This window comes from Leifsonia sp. ALI-44-B (assembly GCF_001984125.1).
Taxonomy (GTDB): domain Bacteria; phylum Actinomycetota; class Actinomycetes; order Actinomycetales; family Microbacteriaceae; genus Okibacterium.
This window is the reverse complement of record NZ_MTQL01000006.1, coordinates 1,023,161-1,042,694: the sequence shown is the minus strand read 5'-3', so window position 1 is coordinate 1,042,694 and position 19,534 is coordinate 1,023,161. Positions and strand designations below refer to the sequence as shown.

Sequence of the window (19,534 nt, the reverse complement as noted above, 5' to 3'; positions counted from 1 at the left end):
TTCGCACCTCACCACACTCCTCTCCAGAAGGGGGCCGTCGTGCCACTCCCCATCCCCACGCTGAGTGACGGGCACGTCAGCATCCGGCCGATCCGCGTGCGCGACGCCAAGCCCATGGAACGTCTGCTGCTCGAAAACCGAGGTTGGCTGCAGCAGTGGGAGGCCACGAGCCCCAACGGGCCGGTGGCGTTCGACCTGCGCTCGAGCATCCGAGCCCTGCAGGCGAACGCGCGCTCGGGCAACGGGCTGCCGTTCGTCATGGAGTACGACGGCGAGATGGCCGGGCAGCTCAACGTGTCGGGCATCACCTACGGGTCGCTGTCGTCGGCCACGCTCGGCTATTGGGTGGGACAGGGGTTCGCGGGCAAGGGTGTGACGCCTGCATCCGTGGCCCTGGCGACCGACTACTGCTTCCAGCAGCTGGGCCTGCACCGCATGGAGATCTGCATCCGCCCCGAGAACGGGCCGTCGTTGCGAGTGGTCGAGAAGCTCGGGTTCCGCTACGAGGGGCTGCGGCGCCGATTCATCCACATCAACGGCGATTGGCGAGACCACTTCAGCTTCGCGCTCGTGCGTGACGAGATCCCGCAGGGCGTGTTGCGGCGGTGGCGGGCCGGCGAGGTGCCGCCCGGTGCCACGCTGATCTCGGATGCCGACCGCCGCGCGTCCATGACACCGCTCATCCCGTCGCGCCCCTGACCCGCTGACCGGTTCTCGCTGGCCGACTTGCGGATGCCGTCTGCCTCTCGCCCGTCGCGCACACGCGGGTGAGCGGGCCGTTTCGGAACGCCGACCGGCAATCTGGCCCGACTTGGCGTGACACACCGGCGCAATGCGACGAATCGTCGGCGCGCGCTCATACCGTGTACGCATGGGTACTGGGTTTCTGAGCGGCGGGGTGGTTCTCGCGATCGCCGCGGCGCTATGGGTGATCTACCTCATGCCCACATGGGTGCGTCGCAACGAGTACATGGCCACCGAGCGCAACGCCGTGCGCCTGCAGCAGACGCTGCGCATTCTGGCCGAGACGTCCGAGACGCCCGAAGAGGTCCGCGTCGAAGCCACCGCCCGTGAGGTCGCCGAGCAGCAGAAGGTTCTGCGCCGCGTGCAGGCCGAGCAGGCCGAACGCGCCCGCCGCGAAGCCCTCGCCGCCCACAAACAGGCCACCTCGTCGGCCGCCGCGCACATGCGCCGCGCCCGTCGCCGCGCCCGCCTGACCACCACCCTCATTCTTTTCGCCGCGGTTATCGCTGCCGGTGTCGGCGGGTTCCAGGTCGCCGCGGGCGGCTCGGTCGCCATGCTGGCGTCCGGTTCCGTCGTCGCGGTCGTCGCCGTTCTCCTTCTCGGTCGGATGTCGCGCGTCCGCACTATTGCCGTGCCCGTCGCCGTTCCCGCATCCGCCCAGTCGGCCGCCCAGGCCTTCGAGCCCGTGCAGTTCGAGGATGCCCCGGTCGCCGAGACCGCCGTCGCCTGGACGCCGCAGCCCCTGCCCAAGCCCCTCTACCAGTCTCAGGGCTCCGCGGCCGCCGAGGCGATGGCCAAGGCCGACGCCCAGGCTGCGCTGCGACGCGCCGCTATCGCGCAGGTCATGGCGGAGCGTGCCGCTCAGCTGGCGCCGCAGATTCCGACGATCGCCGCACGTTCGACGGTCGACGCCGCCGCTTCGGCCGAAACGGGTTCGCAGGCCGAGACGGGTGCTCGCGCCGCGGTTTCGGGCCAGGAACGCGCCGCATCGGCATCCGCTTCGTCGGGTGCTCGTGAGGTTGATTCACGCTTCGCCGGAATGGGCATTATCGACGACTCAGAGATCGCCGGACCCGACGTCGCCGCCATGCTGCGCGCACGTCGCGCGGCGAGCTAACCGACTCTCGAGGCGTGATAGTCTCGTAGAGCTTTGGGCCTATGGCGCAGTTGGTAGCGCGCTTCGTTCGCAATGAAGAGGTCGGGGGTTCGAATCCCCCTAGGTCCACCAGAAGCTACGAAAAGCCCCTCCGTTCGCGCGGAGGGGCTTTTCCGTTTGACAGGTCTGTGGTTGTCAGCCGAGGTCGACCTCGAGGATCTGGTCGTCTCCGGGGCGGGGGGAGCGGCCCGTGTTGTTGGTGAGCAGCCAGAGAGTGTCGCCCGGGCCGCGGATGACGTCGCGCAAGCGGCCGTAGTCGCCCTCGAAGAATGCGGCCGTGGGCGGCACGGCTGAGGGGTCGAGGGATGTGGTGTCGAGGGTCCAGAGGCGTTCGCCGCGCAGCGCCGCGAGGAAGAAGGTGCCGTCGGCGTAGGAGAGGCCGCTGGGGCTCGCGTCGCGGGGCGACCACTGCACGAGGGGGTCGACGAAGTCGGGGTTGCCGGCGATGCCTTCGGCAGTGGGCCATCCGTAGTTCGAGCCGGCCGTGATCTGGTTGAACTCGTCCCAGGTGTTCTGGCCGAATTCCGACGCGAACATATTGCCGGCCGCGTCCCACGCGATGCCCTGCGGGTTGCGGTGGCCGAGCGTGAAGACGGGGGAGCCGGGGAACGGGTTGTCGGCGGGGATGGCGCCGGAGGGGTCGAGGCGCAGAATCTTGCCGCCCAGAGAGTCGGGGTTCTGCGAGTTGGCGGTGTTGCCCGCGTCGCCCGTCGTGACGTAGAGCATCTTGTCGGGGCCGAAGGCGAGGCGGCCTCCATTGTGGTTGCCGGCGCGGGGGATGCCGTCGATCACCGTTTCGGCGTCGCCCAGGCCGTAGCCGCCCGCGTCGCCCGTGAGGTCGATGCGCAGCACGCGGTTGTCGGAGGACGTGGACGTGTAGGCATACAGCGACGTCGGGTCGTCGGGGGAGACCGCGAGGCCGAGGAGGCCGCCCTCACCACCGGGGGCGACGCCCGGGACCTCGCCGACCGTGCGCACCTCGCCGGCTGCCGAAACCTCCTTCACGAGCGCCGTGTCGCGCTCTGAGACGAGGGTGGCGCCCGATTCGAGGCGCACGAGCGACCACGGCAGGTCGAGGCCCGTGGCGATGACCCGTGGCGTTCCCGAGGGGGCTGCGGCGCCGTCGTCCGTGGGGGTGGGAGAGGGCGTGGATGTCGCACCCGCCGGGGGAGCGGAGGTCGCGGTCGTGCGTGAAGGCGTTTCGCTGCCGCCGGGGCCGGCTGCCGAGCATCCGACGAGGGCGGCTACGAGCGACACGCCGAGCGACGCAGAAGCCAAACGTGAGGACGGGGACATGTCTACCTCTCCGGATGCGGTGGGGCGCCGGGCAGCGGCGCGTCGGGGTGTGCCGGTCCGACGAAAGTACGTGAGTTACCTCCGAATACCCTGCCGCGTGTCGCCGGAGCGCAGGTCAGAATCTGAGAGCTGGGCCGCGATGTGCGCATGCGCCGAAGTGCCGATGCTGCGAGAGGCAACCCCTCCCGCCTGGCCGATGCGCCGGGCATACTCGAAGCAGTCCACGAACACCGACGTGTATCGACGCGCCGCTGTGCCACGAATGATCGACGAGGAGCGTGAAGCATGACCAGTCAGATAACCCCCTACCTCCATTTTCGAGACGACGCCCGCGAGGGCATGAGCTTCTACCAGCGCGTGTTCGGCGGTGAGTTGACCATGAGCACCTTCGAGGAGTTCGAGATGAGCAACGACCCGGTCGAGAAGCTCAAGATCATGCACGCCCAGCTCATCGCGCCCAACGGCCTGGTGCTCATGGGCGCCGACACGCCCACGAAGATGGACTTCAACCCCGGCGACAGCATCTCGATCGCGCTCAGCGGCGACGATGAAGATCTGCTGACGGGCTACTACAACGGTCTCGTCGAGGACGGCACCATTGTCGAGCCGCTCGCGAAGTCGCCGTGGGGCGACAGCTTCGGCATGCTGCGCGACAAGTACAACGTCAACTGGATGGTGAACATCACGGGCGCCGGTGCGGATGCCGCAGGCCAGGCCCCGGCGACCGCAGAAACCCCGGCCGGCCTGGCGGGTGAGGGCAACGCGCCCGACAACCCGTCGGCGCCGAACCCGGCTGTTCTCTAGCCAACAGAGCAGAACGCACGGACCCCGCGGAGATCGTTTCCGCGGGGTCCGTCTGTGTGGGAGCGACCAGATCGGATTCCGTTCGCAGTTAGCAGTCAGCAGTTAGCAGTCAGCAGTCAGCAGTCAGCCGCGGGCGACAAGCCGTGAGCCGGGAGCCGTGAGCCGTGAGCCGTGAGCCGTGGGCGGTTAGTCGCCGTCGATGTCGGGGTTCGGTTCGCGTACGACATCCTCGGGCGTCTTGTCGGCGCGCACGCCGCGCCACGACGGATGCCGCAGGTGGCCCGAGTCGGTCCAGTCACTAAAGGTGACCTCGCCGACGACCTTCGGCGTCACCCAGTGGGCATCGCGCATGACATCCGAGGGCACCTCGATGAACGGCGACGTTTTGCGCTCGAGGGCGTCGAGGCGCTTCCCGATGGCCGCGAGATCGGCCTGGCTGAAACCCGTGCCCACGCGGCCGACGTAGGTCAAGCCATCCTCGCCCGGGATGCCGACCAGCAGTGACCCGATCTGCCCACTGCGGCCGCCGTTGCCCGGCCGCCAGCCGCCCACAACGACCTCCTGCGTCTTCTGGCGCTTGAGCTTCACCCAGTCGTCGGAACGCCGGCCCGGGTCGTAGCGGGAGTCGACGATTTTTGCGACCACACCCTCGAGTTTGAGGCGACGGCTGGTCTCGACGGCGTCGTCGATCTCGCCGTCGAACGCGGGCGGCACCCGCACGCGACCGCGCTGGTCGTCGGCGATCAGCCGCTCGAGCAGGTCGCGTCGCTCGCGGTACGGCTGATCGATGATCGACACGCCATTCACCTCGAGCACGTCGAACAGCATGAGCGTTGCGGGCGTCTTCGTCGAGGCTCGCTCGATCTCGGCTGCCTTGTCGAGGTTCATGCGCTGCTGCAGCAACCCGAAGCTGGGCACGCCCGAGCCATCCAGCGCCACGATCTCCCCATCGAGCACGGCGGATGTCGCGTGCACACCGTCGGCCGCGTCGAGCAGTTCGGGGTACCGCTTCGTGATGTCGTGCCCGTTGCGACTCGTGATTGTCACCGCGCCGTCGTCGACCGTGACAATCGCTCGGATGCCATCCCACTTCATCTCGAGCGACCACTCCTTGCTCGAGCGCAGATCCTTGCGGGCGCCCGCGGTCGCGAGCATGGGCTTGTAGGTGCCGGGGGCGGACGCCGGGGCGTCGGGAGCCGCGTCATCCGAGCCGCTGTCGTCAGACGTCGAAGTGCCCTTCTCCGCCTTGCTCGCAGATGCCGTCGTCGAGGCGCCGTCCGCCTTGTCACCGCTCGCCTTCGACCGAGACGCGTCGCGGCCGTCCCCGTCGGCGTGATGCTCCGCGTGCGCGCCCGTGTCCTTCATGCGGTGGATGAGCCACGAACTTTTCGGAATGGTGCCGCTGTTCTCGTCGCCGCCATCCTCACCGCCCGGGCCGGCCGACGTGCGGATCAGCGCGAGCTTCACGGTGCCGCCGAGGCCGCCGTCCGGTCGCCCCGTGAGGCGCGCGATGACCTCGTCCTTGCGCCACTTCTCGAGCTCATAGGTGCCGGCATCCCAGATCGTCACCTCGCCCGCGCCGTATTCGCCGGCGGGGATGCTGCCCTCGAAGGACCCGTACTCGATCGGGTGGTCCTCGGTCTGCACGGCCAGGTGGTTACCCTTCGTGTCGGTCGGCACACCCTTCGGCAGGGCCCAGCTCACGAGCACCCCCGCGTGTTCGAGGCGGAAGTCCCAGTGCAGCCTGGACGCATGGTGCTCCTGGATGACGAAGCTGTTGCCCTCGCGGTCGACCGGACTCTCGGCGGGTACGGGTTCGCTCGTGATCGCGGCATCCCGTTTCGAGCGATAGATGTGCAGGCGGTCCCGCGGCGTTTCGAGCTTGTCGGAACTCGCGTCGGATGCGCGCTGGGCGCGGTGCGCTTGCGGCTTGCCACCGGCCTGCTTCGCGGGCGCGGCCGGGGCCGCATCCGTACCGCCGCCGATGCCGAGTCCGCCGCCCTCACCGAACTCGCCGATGAGATCGCTGTCGATCTCGGCCATCGGGTCACCCTCCGCCTCGATGCGCTCGAGCACCTCGTCGTATTCGAGGTGCCGCAGATCGGGCGACTCCAGCTCCTCCCACGTGCGCGGCACGGCCACGGTCGGCCGCATCCGGCCACGCAGAGAGTAGGGAGCAATCGTCGTCTTCGCGCCGTTGTTTTGGCTCCAGTCGAGCAGCACCTTGCCCACCCGCAGCGTCTTCTTCATATCGCTCACGACCAGGTCGGGGTGGTCGGCCTCGAGGGCCCGCGCCAGCTCGTGCGCCACCTGTGACACCTGGTCCGACGTCTGCTTTCCGTCGAGCGAGGCATACAGATGGATGCCTTTGCTCCCGCTCGTGACGGGGAACACCGGCATCCCCATATCGTCGAGAATCTCTCGACACAGGCGCGCGGCCTCGACGCATTCGGGCAGGCCGACACCCTCACCCGGGTCGAGGTCGAACACCATGCGGTCGGGGTTCTTGCGCGCCCCCCGCGGCCCGAACCGCCACTGCGGAACGTGGATCTCGAGCGCCGCGATCTGTGCCAGCCACGCCAGCGTCGCCCGGTCGTTCACCACGGGATACGTGTTGGTGTGATCGCTGTGCTCGATCTCGAAGCGCTTGACCCACTCGGGGGTCCCATCGCCGAGATCCTTTTGAAAGAACATCTGGCCCGGAGACTCCTCGGTGCCGACGCCGTGCACCCAGCGCTTGCGGGTCGCGGGCCGCCACGCGCTGTGCGGCAGCATGAGCGGCGCCACGCGCGTGTAGTAGTCGAGCACGTCGGCCTTGGTCGTGCCGGTCTCGGGATAGAGAACCTTGCTCAGGTTCGTCACCTGCAACCGGCGGCCATCCACCGTCACGATCTGCTTGTCGGATGCTGCTGCCATGGCCCCTTGTCTACCGCAACCCCTGCCCGATCGTTACCCCTTGACGCCCGTTCGGGTATGTACTGGATACTCGACAACGCCGCCAAGGATCGGAGTGGACATGCGCGCCATCTGGAAGGGATCGCTGAGCTTCGGGCTCGTCAACGTTCCCGTGAAGTTGTATAGCGCCACGGAAGGCCATGACGTCCCCCTGCATCAAGTGCACGAGAAGGATGGCGGCCGCATCCACTATGAGCGCCGCTGCGAGGTATGCAACGAGGTCGTGCAGTTCCGCGACATCGACAAGGCCTACGAAGAGGGCGGCACGCGCGTGATGCTCACCGACGACGACCTCAAGACGCTGCCGGCCGAACGTGACCGCGAGATCGAGGTCGTCGAATTCGTGCCGAGCGAACAGGTCGACCCCCTCATGTTCGACCGCAGCTACTACCTCGAACCGGACAGCACGTCACCGAAGTCCTACGTGTTGCTGCGGCGCACCCTCGAGGCCACCGACCGCATGGCCATCGTGCGGTTCGCCATGCGGCAGAAGACCCACCTCGCGGCCCTGCGCGTGCGCGACGATGTGCTCGTGCTGCAGACGTTGCTGTGGAGCGACGAGGTGCGGGATGCCGAGTTCGACAAGCTCAAGGCATCCGTCAAGATCTCGGACAAGGAGTTGGCGCTGTCGCAGCAGCTGGTCGAATCGTTCTCGGGTGACTTCGAGCCCCAGGAGTTCGTCGACGAATATCAGGTGCAGTTGCGCGAGCTCATCGCTCGCAAGGCCGAGAGCGGAACCGATGTGCAGGAGACTGATGCCGACGACGACGCCTCTGACGACGACACGGGTGGCGAGGTCATCGACCTGATGGAGGCGCTGCGGCGGAGCGTCGACCGCTCACGCTCGGCCAAGAAGGCGGGTTCGGGTACGTCCCCGTCGCGCTCGAAGAAGGCCGACACGGATGCGGCCGACGAGGATTCGGAGGATTCGGAGGACTCGAAGCCGAAGACAACTCGGCGTAAGACGCCGAGCGCCTCGACGTCGTCCTCGAGTTCCTCATCGACGGGCAGCAAGAGTTCGGCGACGAAGTCCCCATCGAAGAAATCGCCGTCCAAGACGGCCGCGAAGGAAACGAGCACCGCGAAGAAGGCTCCCGCCTCGCGAAAGTCCGCGTCGAAGGCCTCCTGACCTCTGGCCTTGCAATGCAAACCACTCGCCGGGACGCGAGGGGCGGGCGACGTCGAGACCTCACCTGTGTCGGGTCAATCGCGAAAGGTCGCGGATGTCGGGCCGCCGACAGCGGCGGCTGCCACGGCTCTGCGCCGAATGTGCCCGAGCCCGCGCACAAAACAGCCCCGCCCCTCACGGGAACGGGGCTGCCGATGGCTGCTCTCAGCGCGCGTCGTCTCGCGGCTGGTCGTCGCCCTGCAGGAGAACCTCGGTGGTCTCGGCGTAGTGATAGTGCGCCGTGGTGGGGCCCTCTTCGTCTGCGGGGGTTTCGGCCAGGCGGTAGACGAGCTGACCTTCGCTGTAGGGCAAGACGAGTTCGTCGTCGGCCCCATTCTCGAGCGGAATGGTCTGGCCGTCCAGCGGACCGTTATGCAGGTGGGCGAGCTTTGCTTCAGATGACATTGTTTTCCTCCAACGTCCCAACCTATATGGCATCTCACCGCCAAGCGAGGGGTTGCTCATATGAACTCTTGTGTGCTCGGCAGTATCGATATATCATCCTTTCAGACACGTTGTTTGCGTCCGGAGAGCTGGGGGGCTGGATCACGTCTTGGCGTGCCGCAGACCCCCGTGCGTCGATCCCGACTTCCGAGTCGGCCGCGCACTCGCATGAGGCCCTTCCAGAGCGACGACGAAATGCATGATTCCCTCACCGCCACGGGGAGCATTTCGCCTTCACGCACCGTCGCGGGCTCATTTCCCGCACCAGGAGGGACACCAGTGCTGACGATCCTGCCGCGCACCCATCACGACATCGTGGATTACCTGCGACGCGAGTTCCGATCCAATCGAGAGGGCTCCCCGCTCGCGCTCGAATCCCTTCCGCCGGGCCGCACCTTCGCTGGGGGCGCCATTGGCCGCGAGTTCGGGCTCCATCCCACACATGCGCCGCGGGTGGACGAGGTCCTCATCCGCCTCGGTATCGCGTCGGACCATGACGACGGAACGGTCGTCATCGCCGGCGTCTGTCTCGCTTCCCTGAGACGAGTTTTCGAAACGGCCGGAATTCTCTACTGCGCTGTGCTCGACCGCGCGATGGCCGAGTCGAACGCCCGGTCGGAGCTGTTGGAGCACTCGCTCGCCATCCTGTGCGCCCTCGAGACCAACGGAACTCGCGCGTCCGACTCCGTGCACGAATGGATCGGGATCCTCGATGCGCTCGAAGCGCGGTGCCGCAACCCGCTCCTGCGCATGCTCATCGCCGACGTGCGATTGCAGATCGCTTTCTTCGTGCGCCCGTTCATCGATGATCTGTGCTGCGACGGGTGCATGCTCGGACTGGTCATCATGTGCGACGGCATTCGAGACGACGACTCACTCATCGCCGTGGAGGGTTTCCAGCTCATGTGGCGCGCCCTCGACGACGAACTCGCCCGGATGTCTGAGCAGCGAACCGCCCATGCCCGTGCACTAGCCAGACCGGACTCGTCGGAAGAAGGGCGCCCCGCTGCCTACGCGGCAATGAGCGCCCCCGCGAAGGGCGGTCCGGGACGGATCAGACTTTGACGGACGCCGCGGGCAGCTGCGAGATCGCGGCGTCGACTCCGCCGCGCCACAGGTCCCGCGAGAGCGTTGCCAGGCGATCGCCGTCGCGCTTCTTGGCGGCCTCGAGGAACGCGGGGTAGAGCTCGGCCTGATGCGCCGGGTTCAGTTCGCTGTGGTGGGCGACGAGGAACTGGTTGATGCCGAGCGTCATATCGGCGAGCAACGTGGCAAGACGGCGGTCGCCGAACGCGCGGGGGAACATGGTGACGACGTCGGACGTGAGCGAGAGCCGGTCGGCGAAGGCCGCCGCATCGGAGTCGGTGCGCTTCTTCTGCAGAGTCTTCACGACCTCGGCCAGTCGGCTCAGGTCGTCATCGGGCAGGTCGGCGGCGCCGCGTGATGCCGAGTAGGCAGAGAGGGAGCCCAGCACCGCGCACTGGTCACGGAATCGCTCGGGGGTGGGGACGGCCACGCGGGTGTAACGGTTGGGCGCCGTCTCGACAAGACCGTTATCGGCCAGGCGGTCGAGGGCCTGTCGGAGCGGCGTGCGCGACACTTGGAGCCAGGCCGTCAACTCGTCATCGCGCAGCACTTCTCCGGGAAGAAGTGTGCCGTCGACAATGGCTCTGGCGATGCGCTCGTAGACGTCGTCTTGCAGCAGGCGGCGACGCGATGCGACATGCGTGGACGCGGGTTCGTCGAGTTCGTCCAGGTATTCCTGGCCGCGCGCGAGCGACGTCTTCAGGAGATCGTCGAGGGCGGATGCCACGGCAGCCATGTCTTCGTCGTGATACGCGTCGCGGATCGCCGTGAGGTGCTTGCGGTAGTTCTTGGTCGACAGGCGGTCGGAGATGCCCCGGACCTGGAATTCCTCGCGGATGATCACGTCGTCGTGAATCCGCTTCAATTCCGCGTTGCCCGACTTCTCGGCGAGGAAGGCGAGGGGTTCGAGGGTCTTTTGGATGACATCGCCCACCGATTTGGCCGATTTGAGGGCCTGGATGGCCTGGTCGAAGAGATTCTTCAGCTTCTTTGCGTCGGAGCCCGATAGCTTGCCGACCGTCGCTTCGGCGGCGAGCTTCCACAGGGCCACGAGGGCCCCGGTCGAGTTCATGAATTCGCGAGCGTCGATCGACGCCACACGGGTATAGCGGTTCGGCTCCATCTCGACGAGACCCACCGAGACGAGACGAGCGAGAGCTTGGCGGATGGGAGTGCGGGATACGCCGAGCCACGACTCGAGGTCTTCGTCTGCCAGAGTGTCGCCCGGCTTGTAGTCGCCGGCGCGGATCGCTTCGAGAACACGTGTGAAAACCTGGTCCCTCAAGAGGCGGGAAACGGGAGCGACGGCTTGGGGGGTAGTAGGGACCGGCACGGTGGCTCCTTCAGGAAAAAATCGATTGCAGAATTCTCATATGCTAACTCAGAAACGCAATCTGATACGACGTCGCTTTCGCATATCGGCGTGTCGGAGTTCTATCTTGCCTCAATAGTGCGCTCAGTGGCTTAAACAACCGCGGTCCCGCGGTGTTTTCACACCGCAGGACCGCGACCTCCAAAGCTGCTGAGAGTGAAACCCTCTCTGGCTCGACGGTGAATTTAGCCGACCTCGACGTCGACCGTGACTTCGATGTTGCCGCGCGTAGCGTTGGAATACGGGCACACCTGGTGGGCCTTCTCGACGATGGCGTCGGCGGTCTCCTGGTCGACGTTGCCAAGTTCGACGTGCAGCGCGACGCCCAAGAGGAAGCCGCCCTCGTCGGTGGGGAAGAGGTTGACGTCGGCGGTCACGGCCGAATCGGTGATGGGCGCCTTCATTTGGCCGGCTACGAGCTTCACGGCGGAGTGGAAGCACGTGGCATAGCCGGCGGCGAAGAGCTGCTCGGGGTTGGAACCCTTGCCCGAGCCGCCCATCTCGGTGGGGATCGCCATGTCGATGTTCAGGATGCCGTCGCTCGAACGGGTGTTTCCTCCGCTGCGGGCGTCGCCGGTGGAGGTGGCCGATGCGGTGTAGAGAGCGCTCATGGTGGTCCTTTCGTGAAGCGTGACGTCAGGTAGACGATCTAGTAAGTCTACCTGCGCCGCAGCGATGTTGTCACCGTGCTGTCACTACTGTTCCGCATCATCCTGAGAACGCCGATACCCGCCGGGGGTAGTCTGGGCCCGTGATTGCCGACATCAAGAAACGCGCCCTGCACCGCATCAAGATCCTCGAAGGCCAGATGCGAGGCATCGAGAAAATGGTCGACAACGAGGACTACTGCATGGACATCATCACGCAGTCGTTGGCCATCCAGAAGTCGCTCGGGTCGCTCAACAAGCTCCTCATCGAGAATCACCTGCGCACGCACGTGACCGAGATGTTCGAAGAGGGCGGGGATGCCCGCGAGGCGGCTGTCGCCGAGTTGTTGAAGGCATTCGAGTTGGGCAATAACCGCGGCTAGGGCTTGATCTGGTACCCCGGGGGGGTATAGCGTGGCGGTATGAGCCACCAGAACCACGACGAGCATTCCGCACACGAGCACGGTCATGCGGGTCATGACGCGCACATGAGCCACGACGCCCACGCGGGTCACGACAGTCATGCGAGCCACGGCGGTCACGCGGGTCACGATGCCCAAGCCGCCCATGCGGGACATCATGGCCACGGCGGCCACGGCGGCCACGGCGGCCACGACGGCCACGGCGATCACGTCGCGCAATTCCGTCGCCTGTTCTGGATCATGCTGGGCATCGCGGTTCCCGTCGTGCTCGCGAACACGATGTTCGCCTTCCTCGTCGGGTACTCCCTTCCCGACAACCCCGCCGTAGCCTGGATCTCGCCGCTGCTCGGAACCGTCATGTTCTTCTGGGGCGGCATCCCGTTCCTGCAGGGCGGCTGGTCGGAGATCCGTTCGCGTCAACCCGGCATGATGCTGTTGATCGCCCTCGCCATCGCGGTTGCGTTCCTCTCCTCCTGGGGCGCGACGCTCGGCATCCTGAGCCATGAACTCGACTTCTGGTGGGAGCTCGCTCTCCTCATCGTGATCATGCTGTTGGGCCACTGGATCGAGATGGGGTCGCTCGCGCAGTCGGCCAGCGCACTCGATTCGCTGGCCTCGCTGCTGCCCGATACGGCAGAACGCGTCACCGAGGACGGCGTCGAGACTGTGTCACCCGCCGACCTCGCTGTCGGCGACACCGTGGTGATCCGGCCGGGCGGGCGCGTCCCAGCCGACGGGCGCATCGTCGAGGGCGCCGCGTCTTTCGACGAATCCATGATCACGGGCGAGTCGACGACGGTCGCGCACGAGGTGGGCGACCAGGTCGTCGCGGGAACGGTGGCCGCCGACGGAAGCGTGCGCATGATCGTGACGGCGGTGGGGGAGGAGACGGCGCTCGCCGGCATCCGTCGCCTGGTCGATGACGCGCAATCGTCGAAGTCGCGGGCTCAGGCGCTCGCCGACCGGGCTGCGGCCCTGCTGTTCTGGTACGCGCTGGGGGCCGCGGTCCTCACGGTCGTCGCGTGGTCGATCTTCGGCACCCCCGAGGATGTCGTCACCCGCACCGTCACGGTCCTGGTCATCGCCTGCCCGCACGCTCTCGGCCTTGCCATTCCGCTCGTCGTCTCGATCGCCACCGAGCGCGCCGCCCGGGCGGGCATTCTCGTCACCAACCGCATGGCGCTCGAAGGGATGCGCACAGTCGACACCGTGCTGTTCGACAAGACGGGCACGCTCACCGTGGGACGCCCGGCCCTCGTCGACATGGTTCCGGCGCCCGGCGTCGGTGCCGACGAGCTACTGAGCGCTGCCGCGGCTGCCGAGCAGGACAGCGAGCATCCGCTCGGCCGCGCCCTCGTGCGAGCCGCGGACGAACGAGGACTTTCCGTGCCGACCTCGACAGCGTTCGAGTCGGAGAATGGCGTGGGCGTGTCGGCGCGGGTCGGCAATCAGACCATCAGGGTGGGCGGGCCCGAGATGCTGCGCCGCGCTGGACTCGAATCTGCTCACCCGACGACAGTCGGCCAAGGCCGCGAGAGCGCGAACGAAAATGCCTCCACCGTGCTGAGTGTGCTGCGCGATGGGCGGTTGCTCGGCACAGTGGCGCTCGCGGATGAGGTGCGGCCCGAGTCTCGCCAGGCTGTCGATGCACTGCACGCCCGAGGCATCCGCGTGGCCATGATCACGGGAGACGCCGAGCCCGTCGCCCGATCGGTCGCCGCCCGACTGGGCATCGACGAGGTCTTCGCCGGGGTTCTACCCGCCGACAAGGGATCGATCGTCGCGACGCTGCAGGCCGACGGCCGACGCGTGGCCATGGTGGGCGACGGCGTGAACGATGCCCCCGCCCTGGCGCAAGCCGATGTGGGTCTGGCGATCGGCGCCGGAACGGATGTCGCAATCGCGAGTGCTGGCCTCGTCCTGGCGTCGAGCGACCCCCGTGCGGTCGTCGGCGCGATCGAGATGTCGCGCCGCGCCTACCGCAAGATGCAGCAGAACCTGTGGTGGGCGGCGGGGTACAACCTGTTGTCTGTGCCATTGGCGGCCGGGGTCTTGGCACCCGTCGGGTTCGTGCTGCCGATGGAGGTGGGGGCGGTGCTGATGTCGCTGTCGACGGTCGTCGTGGCGGTCAACGCGCAATTGCTGCGCCGACTCGACCTCCGACCCGATGCCCTGCTCGGATCGGAGGCCTCGTCGAAAACGCTACGGCCGGATGCGCCGGCGGACGCTGTGCGCGCGGGCGGCGATCACGATCCCTCCGGTGACGAGCGCACCGGACACGGCCAGGAGGGTCAGGGCCAGTCCATCCGACGCTCCTGACGCCGCGAGAGCGCCCGGACCGGAGCCCGTCGACGAACTCGCATCGGGAGTCGGCGAGGGTTCGGGGGAGCCGGACGCGGCGGCCGACGCGTTCGCCGAACCGGGAAGGCTGCCGCCGGTTCCCGCGGTCGGCTGCGGCATCGGGGTCTCGGTCGGGGGAGCCGTCGGCGTTGCAGTGGGTGTCGGTGCCGGTGTCGGAGGTGCCGTCGGCACGACGGCTGCGGCCTCGAAGGCGACGGCCGTGCCGGGGGCCGAAACCACGCCGTCGACGCGCTGGCGGGCGGACACGCTGTACCCATTAGCGGGAACGGCGAACGTCACCGACCACATGCCCGCGGCATCGGCGACCGTGCGCGCGATGCTGAGGCCCGTGCTCGGATCGAACGGAACCGGTTCACCCGGCGCGGCCGCGGGCGGTTTCGGCAGCGCGCCGTCGGTGTTCGGATCCCAGGTCGGTTTGGTGAGAGTCACGCCAATGGCGGCGCCGGGGAGGGCTGTGCCGCTGACCGTGACGGTGCCGACGGGAAGGATGGCGCCAGGACTCGGCGATGAAATTGATGGCGCGGCGACGCCGACGGTCACCCGCACGGGCGTGGACACGGTCACCGCCGACGTTTGACCGACGGCCGACAGCAGGACCGGCTCGGAACCGGCGGTGGGTGCCACGCGAACCGACGCGTGCACGTCGCCACGAGCATCCGCCGTCACGGTCGTCAGCTCCTGCACGACGGAACCTTGAGTGAGCCGCAGGCGCACGGTTTCGCCCGCGCGGAAGCCGGTGGCGATGACGGGGCTGGCTTCGGTGGTCGACATCTTCCGCGTCGTGATGCCGATGCTCGGGGTCGCATCCGGAACGGGAATTCCGAGGGCTGCTGCCACATCGAGATGGCCTGCGCCCACCCGTCGCGGGTCGACATCGGGGCAGTCGGCCACCCCGGGGGGACACGTGCCGGCGCGCGCTGAATCGGTGAGGATCTTGCTGATGTCGGCGGGCGTGCTCTGCGGCTGTCGGGACTTCACGAGCGCCGCCGCCCCCGCGACATGGGGCGATGCCATCGAGGTTCCGGGGAACGGTGCGTAGAGGGCATCCCCCTGCGGCGGGGTCGCCGACCAGATCGATATTCCGGGGGCCACCATGTCCACGGTGTCGCCGCCGTAGTTCGAGAGGGTCGCGTATCGCAGGTCACCGGACGCGGCTTCTAATTCGGAAGCGCCGACGCCCAACACCCCGGGCAGGCCCGCCGGGGCGTACGTGCAGGCGGCGGTGACGGGCCGGTTCGCAAGCTTGCCGTCGTTGGGGCTCTCCGCATCGGTCGTGCGGGCATCGAAGTCGATACTCGCGTTGCCCGAGGCGGCAATGGATAGGACGCCCTGGTCGTCGGCGTAGGAGTAGGCGCGTCGCGTCGCTTCGAGGGCGGCGGCCTGCGACGGCTGATCGGGGCACCAACCCACCCAGGGGTCGACGAAGTAGCTGTGGTTGACGACATCCATCCTCTGCGATGCCGCCCACATGATGCCGCAGATCGAGTACTCGGGATAGATGTGACCGCCGACGCCGTCTACTTTGATCGCTGCGAGCCGCGTCGAGGGAGCGACCCCCACGATGCCCGAGTCGTTTCGCATGGCGCCGACCGTGCCGGCGACGTGGGTGCCATGGGGGCTCGACGTCGGCAGCCACGCAGAACGGTCGGTGTCCGCGACGCCGTTCACGGAGCAGCCGACCGACCGGGACCCGTCGACGCGCCCGACGAGATCGGGGTGCGTGTCGTCGATTCCGGTGTCGGCGATTCCCACGACGACCTCGGGTGCCCCGGTCGTGACCGCGTGGGCGGCCGTGGTGCGTGTGGCGGCGACATCCCAGGCGGCCCCTTCGTCAGGAAGGTCCGGATCTGAGGGTGCGGTCACGGTTTCGGCGAGAGGCATCGGCGCGGGCGGCGCTTCGCCGTCGGTGACGGCGCGGGTGCGTGTGGGGCCGACGGACTCGACGCCCCCGGCGGTCGCGAGCGCGGGGGCGAAATCGGCGCGGGTCGATTGCGCGATCGTGACGCCGATCTCGGGGTAGGCGACGAGAACCCGGCCACCGGTGCTCTCGATGGCGTTGCGGATCGCGCCCGCGGCGGCGGGGCCGGTCGCGCCGTTGACCGCGTAATTCATGGGCTCGCCCTCGATGGGAGACCAGGCTGCGGCTGACATCGTTGTAGCCGAGGTTGTGCTCGCTGCACTGGCGGCGTGAGTGGTGCCCGCGCCGATGCCGACGAGGCAAACGACACTCGCTGTCGCTAGGAGTCGGGCGGCCCGATGATGTTTCGGTCGTGGAGGAGGAGCTGTTGCTGACATGAAGATCCCTTTGTGAGCTCGCGAAAGCGAGTGATCCCGCCTTCAGATATCAACATATCAGCGAGATGATAGGCGCACCAGAGCCACGACGCCCTGGGTGCGACCCGGTGTCCGCGGTCACGAGCGCCCTAGCCGTTGCGAAGGCTTACGCGGGCCCCAGCAGGCTCGACGCCACCGTCGAATGCGCCGATTCGGCGTCGGAGGGGTGGAACATACCGGCTAGGACGTCTCGATAGAGCCGGCTCAGCTCGGAACTGGCGAAGTAGCTCGAGCCGCCCGAAACGCGGATGGCATGGTCGACGACGACGCGCGCATTCTCGGTGGCGCGCACCTTCAGGCCGACCAGCTTGGGGAACCACGCCGCACCGTGCGGGGCCTGGTTCTCGACATCCCGAGCCAGCGTGTCGATCTGGGGCGGAATGCCCTCCTGAGCGATCGATGCCGTGGCGATCTGCCAGCGGATGTCGGGGTCGGCTGCATACGCGGCGCCCGTCTTCTTCGAGGTGCGCTTTTTCACGGTCTCGACGGCGATGTCGAGAGCCCGCTGCCCGATGCCCGTATAGACGGACGCGATGAGGATCTCGAAGTTCGCGAAGATGCCGAAGACGATGGGGTCGGGGTTAGGCCCGGGGTCGAGGCGTCGCACCACGCGGTCGGCGGATGCATGGGCGCCGTCGAGGATGGTCGTGCGGCTCTGGCTGGCCCGCATGCCGAGGGTGTTCCAGTCATCCTTCGACGAGGTTCCCTCGCGGCCGACGAAGCCATAGACCACCTTGGGGGCGTCGGGCGAGACCGTGTCGAGGCCCATGGTGCCGAGCGTCGTCCAGGCAGGCGAGAGCGACGTGAAAATCTTGGTGCCGTAGAACGCATAACCGCCTTCGCCGTCGGGTCGCGCCTCGGTGTCGCTGCCGAAGAGCACGAGGTCGTTGCCGGCCTCACTCACGCCGAACGCATAGACCTCGCCCGCCGCCGCGCCGCGCAGCACGAACTCCAGCGAGTCGTCGCCGCGGTCGTGCAGCAGCTTCGCCACCCCGGTCCAGACCAGGTGCATGTTGATGGCCAGCGCGGTGGCAGGTGCGGCCCCGGCCAGGCGCGCCTGCAGCACCGCGATCTCGGGCAGGCCGAGCCCGAGGCCCCCGAATTCGCGCGGCACGAAGGCCCGCAGATAACCGGATGCCTGCAGCTCGGCCAGGTCGTCGTCGAAGAACGTATTCTCGGCATCGTGCACGACCGCCCGCGCCCGGATGCGCTCCAGCAGCGCGTCGTCGAGCGGGTTCGGGGTCGGCGCCGGCGCGGAGTCGTCGCGCGCAGACCGGTCGGAGCTTGGAGCTGAAGCGTCGGAGGTCATGGGTGCCTCGTTTCGTGTCATGATGCGCGGGAGCGTCTGGCGGGCCGGCGATGCCTGTCGGCCCGGTGCTCCGTCTAGGACGGCTGCACCTGGATGGGCTCGGTGTCGGGGATGGGGCTCGCGTCGCGGCCGCGCAGATCGGGGTGCCAGCGGCGGCCGAGCAGCGGCACGATGAATCCGACGATGGCCAGCACGGATGCCGCCCAGAACGCCCCAACGGCGCCGTTCGCGTCGATGAGCACACCCGCCGCGGCCGACCCGATGGCCGCACCGATGAGCTGGCCGGTGCCCACCCATCCGTATGCCTCTGCCGTGTCGCTGAATTTGACGGACGACGACACGATGGCGAACAGCACGGCCAACGCGGGCGCGATGCCGATGCCCGCCACGAACAGGGTGACCGAGAGCCAGATGACGTTGGGGAAGAAACCGGGGATGGCGAAGGCCACCGTCATGCCCACGGCGACGATGAGCATGCGCCGGGCGAGGGCCCACGGGCCGATCGGGATGTGGCCGAGTAGCAGACCGCCCAGCAGGCTGCCGAGCGCGAAGATGGCGAGCACGATTCCAGCCTCGAGGCCCGAATGCCCGAACACGGCCACGACGCCCGCCTCGAGCGCCGAGCACGCGCCGATGAGCAGGAAGCCCACGACGGTGGCGAGCAGCACGGCGGGCTTCTTGAGCACGACCCCGAGCTTGCGGCGGCTGCGGGGGATGCGCACGCGGCCGACCTCGGGGCTCGAGATGAACCAGGTGCCGCCGCCGATCATGAGCGCAACGGCGAGCACCAGACCCGCGACCGTGGACACCTGCGTCGAGGTGAACGTGGTGATGACGGGACCGAGCACCCAGATGATCTCTTGCGCCGAGGCATCCAGAGAGAAGAGGGGAGTGAGCTGCGTGGAGTTGACCATCTTGGGGTAGATGGTGCGAACGGCGGGCTGGATGGGGGGAGTGCTGAGCCCGGCGATGAACGCGAGCACCATGTAGAAGACGACCCCCATGGGCACGACGGCGATGATCGTGACCGTGACGACGCACACCGCGAGCGTGAGCCAGAGCACGCGCCGCATGCCCCACTGGCCCATCCAGCGGCTCGTGAGCGGGCCCGCGATGGCCTGGCCGATGCTGGCGGCCGCGAGCACGGCGCCGGCCGCACCGTAGCTGCCGGTCTGGCGTTCGACGTGCAGCAGGATGGCGAGCGACAGCATTCCGAAGGGGAAACGTGCCACGAGCTGAGCCGCGATGATCCGAGCCACGCCGGGTGTTTTCAGAAGGCTCGAGTAACTGCTCATGGTGTCCAGTCTAGGAGGCCCGCGACACGCCGTGCGGGTGTCTCGAGAGGTGGAAATGTCGGTGGTCGGCCGTAACGTGAAATCTGTGGAGAGATCGCCCGCCGACACCGGGAGAAGGCCGGTATTCCGGCGTTGTCGGGC

The 19,534-nt window shown here is 67.7% G+C and carries 15 protein-coding genes and 1 tRNA gene; 8 read left to right on the top strand and 8 right to left on the bottom strand.

Annotated elements, in window-relative coordinates; translation table 11 throughout:
- The first annotated feature begins 39 nt into the window (after positions 1–39).
- The 3 genes from ALI44B_RS05855 to ALI44B_RS05845 all read left to right on the top strand — a co-directional run bounded on the left by ALI44B_RS05855 (position 40) and on the right by ALI44B_RS05845 (position 1,972).
- On the top strand, positions 40–699 hold the full coding sequence (locus ALI44B_RS05855; protein WP_077053697.1) for a GNAT family N-acetyltransferase: 660 nt from the start codon (positions 40–42) through the stop codon (positions 697–699).
- Between the two features lie 172 nt (positions 700–871).
- Positions 872–1,861, top strand: coding sequence for a hypothetical protein (locus ALI44B_RS05850; protein WP_077053696.1), 990 nt, complete (start codon positions 872–874; stop codon positions 1,859–1,861).
- A 35-nt stretch (positions 1,862–1,896) separates the two neighbouring features.
- Positions 1,897–1,972: transfer RNA gene (locus ALI44B_RS05845), tRNA-Ala, on the top strand.
- Between the two features lie 63 nt (positions 1,973–2,035).
- On the opposite strand, the gene ALI44B_RS05840 is transcribed toward ALI44B_RS05845, so the two are convergent.
- Complete coding sequence (locus ALI44B_RS05840; RefSeq protein WP_077053695.1) at positions 2,036–3,196, bottom strand: PQQ-dependent sugar dehydrogenase; 1,161 nt, start codon at positions 3,194–3,196, stop codon at positions 2,036–2,038.
- Positions 3,197–3,481: 285 nt separating this feature from the next.
- Between ALI44B_RS05840 and ALI44B_RS05835 the strand changes: the two genes are divergently transcribed.
- Positions 3,482–4,000, top strand: a complete 519-nt coding sequence (locus ALI44B_RS05835) for a VOC family protein (RefSeq protein WP_077053694.1) — start codon at positions 3,482–3,484, stop codon at positions 3,998–4,000.
- A 186-nt stretch (positions 4,001–4,186) separates the two neighbouring features.
- On the opposite strand, the gene ALI44B_RS05830 is transcribed toward ALI44B_RS05835, so the two are convergent.
- On the bottom strand, positions 4,187–6,916 hold the full coding sequence (locus ALI44B_RS05830) for an ATP-dependent DNA ligase (protein WP_077053693.1): 2,730 nt from the start codon (positions 6,914–6,916) through the stop codon (positions 4,187–4,189).
- 100 nt (positions 6,917–7,016) lie between these two features.
- Between ALI44B_RS05830 and ku the strand changes: the two genes are divergently transcribed.
- On the top strand, positions 7,017–8,084 hold the full coding sequence (gene ku / locus ALI44B_RS05825; RefSeq protein ID WP_077054020.1) for a non-homologous end joining protein Ku: 1,068 nt from the start codon (positions 7,017–7,019) through the stop codon (positions 8,082–8,084).
- Between the two features lie 204 nt (positions 8,085–8,288).
- On the opposite strand, the gene ALI44B_RS05820 is transcribed toward ku, so the two are convergent.
- The gene (locus ALI44B_RS05820; RefSeq protein WP_077053692.1) at positions 8,289–8,528 is read right to left on the bottom strand and encodes a hypothetical protein; all 240 of its coding nucleotides are present in this window, start codon (positions 8,526–8,528) and stop codon (positions 8,289–8,291) included.
- Positions 8,529–8,846: 318 nt separating this feature from the next.
- Here ALI44B_RS05820 and ALI44B_RS05815 point away from each other — a divergent pair, with 318 nt between their 5' ends.
- Positions 8,847–9,632 carry a hypothetical protein gene (locus ALI44B_RS05815; RefSeq protein WP_077053691.1) on the top strand — a complete coding sequence of 262 codons (786 nt, stop codon included), beginning with the start codon at positions 8,847–8,849 and terminating at the stop codon, positions 9,630–9,632.
- Here ALI44B_RS05815 and ALI44B_RS16370 read toward each other — a convergent pair.
- Both ALI44B_RS16370 and ALI44B_RS05805 read right to left on the bottom strand, forming a co-directional pair.
- Positions 9,622–10,986: a GntR family transcriptional regulator gene (locus ALI44B_RS16370; protein ID WP_238592095.1), complete on the bottom strand. Its 1,365-nt coding sequence runs from the start codon at positions 10,984–10,986 to the stop codon at positions 9,622–9,624. The two genes, ALI44B_RS05815 and ALI44B_RS16370, sit on opposite strands and share 11 nt — an antisense overlap.
- 224 nt (positions 10,987–11,210) lie before the next feature.
- Positions 11,211–11,636, bottom strand: coding sequence for an organic hydroperoxide resistance protein (locus ALI44B_RS05805; RefSeq protein ID WP_077053689.1), 426 nt, complete (start codon positions 11,634–11,636; stop codon positions 11,211–11,213).
- Positions 11,637–11,776: 140 nt separating this feature from the next.
- Between ALI44B_RS05805 and ALI44B_RS05800 the strand changes: the two genes are divergently transcribed.
- Together ALI44B_RS05800 and ALI44B_RS05795 are read left to right on the top strand one after the other, a co-directional pair.
- Positions 11,777–12,055, top strand: a complete 279-nt coding sequence (locus ALI44B_RS05800; protein ID WP_077053688.1) for a metal-sensitive transcriptional regulator — start codon at positions 11,777–11,779, stop codon at positions 12,053–12,055.
- 39 nt (positions 12,056–12,094) lie between these two features.
- A complete protein-coding gene (locus ALI44B_RS05795; protein ID WP_077053687.1) occupies positions 12,095–14,413 on the top strand; it encodes a heavy metal translocating P-type ATPase in 2,319 nt (772 codons plus the stop codon).
- On the opposite strand, the gene ALI44B_RS05790 is transcribed toward ALI44B_RS05795, so the two are convergent.
- The 3 genes from ALI44B_RS05790 to ALI44B_RS05780 form a co-directional block, all read right to left on the bottom strand.
- Complete coding sequence (locus ALI44B_RS05790; RefSeq protein ID WP_077053686.1) at positions 14,297–16,606, bottom strand: S8 family serine peptidase; 2,310 nt, start codon at positions 16,604–16,606, stop codon at positions 14,297–14,299. The genes ALI44B_RS05795 and ALI44B_RS05790 overlap by 117 nt on opposite strands.
- A gap of 289 nt (positions 16,607–16,895) precedes the next feature.
- A complete protein-coding gene (locus ALI44B_RS05785) occupies positions 16,896–18,098 on the bottom strand; it encodes an acyl-CoA dehydrogenase family protein (protein ID WP_077053685.1) in 1,203 nt (400 codons plus the stop codon).
- Positions 18,099–18,172: 74 nt separating this feature from the next.
- Positions 18,173–19,393, bottom strand: a complete 1,221-nt coding sequence (locus ALI44B_RS05780) for an MFS transporter (protein WP_077053684.1) — start codon at positions 19,391–19,393, stop codon at positions 18,173–18,175.
- Positions 19,394–19,534: the final 141 nt, after the last annotated feature.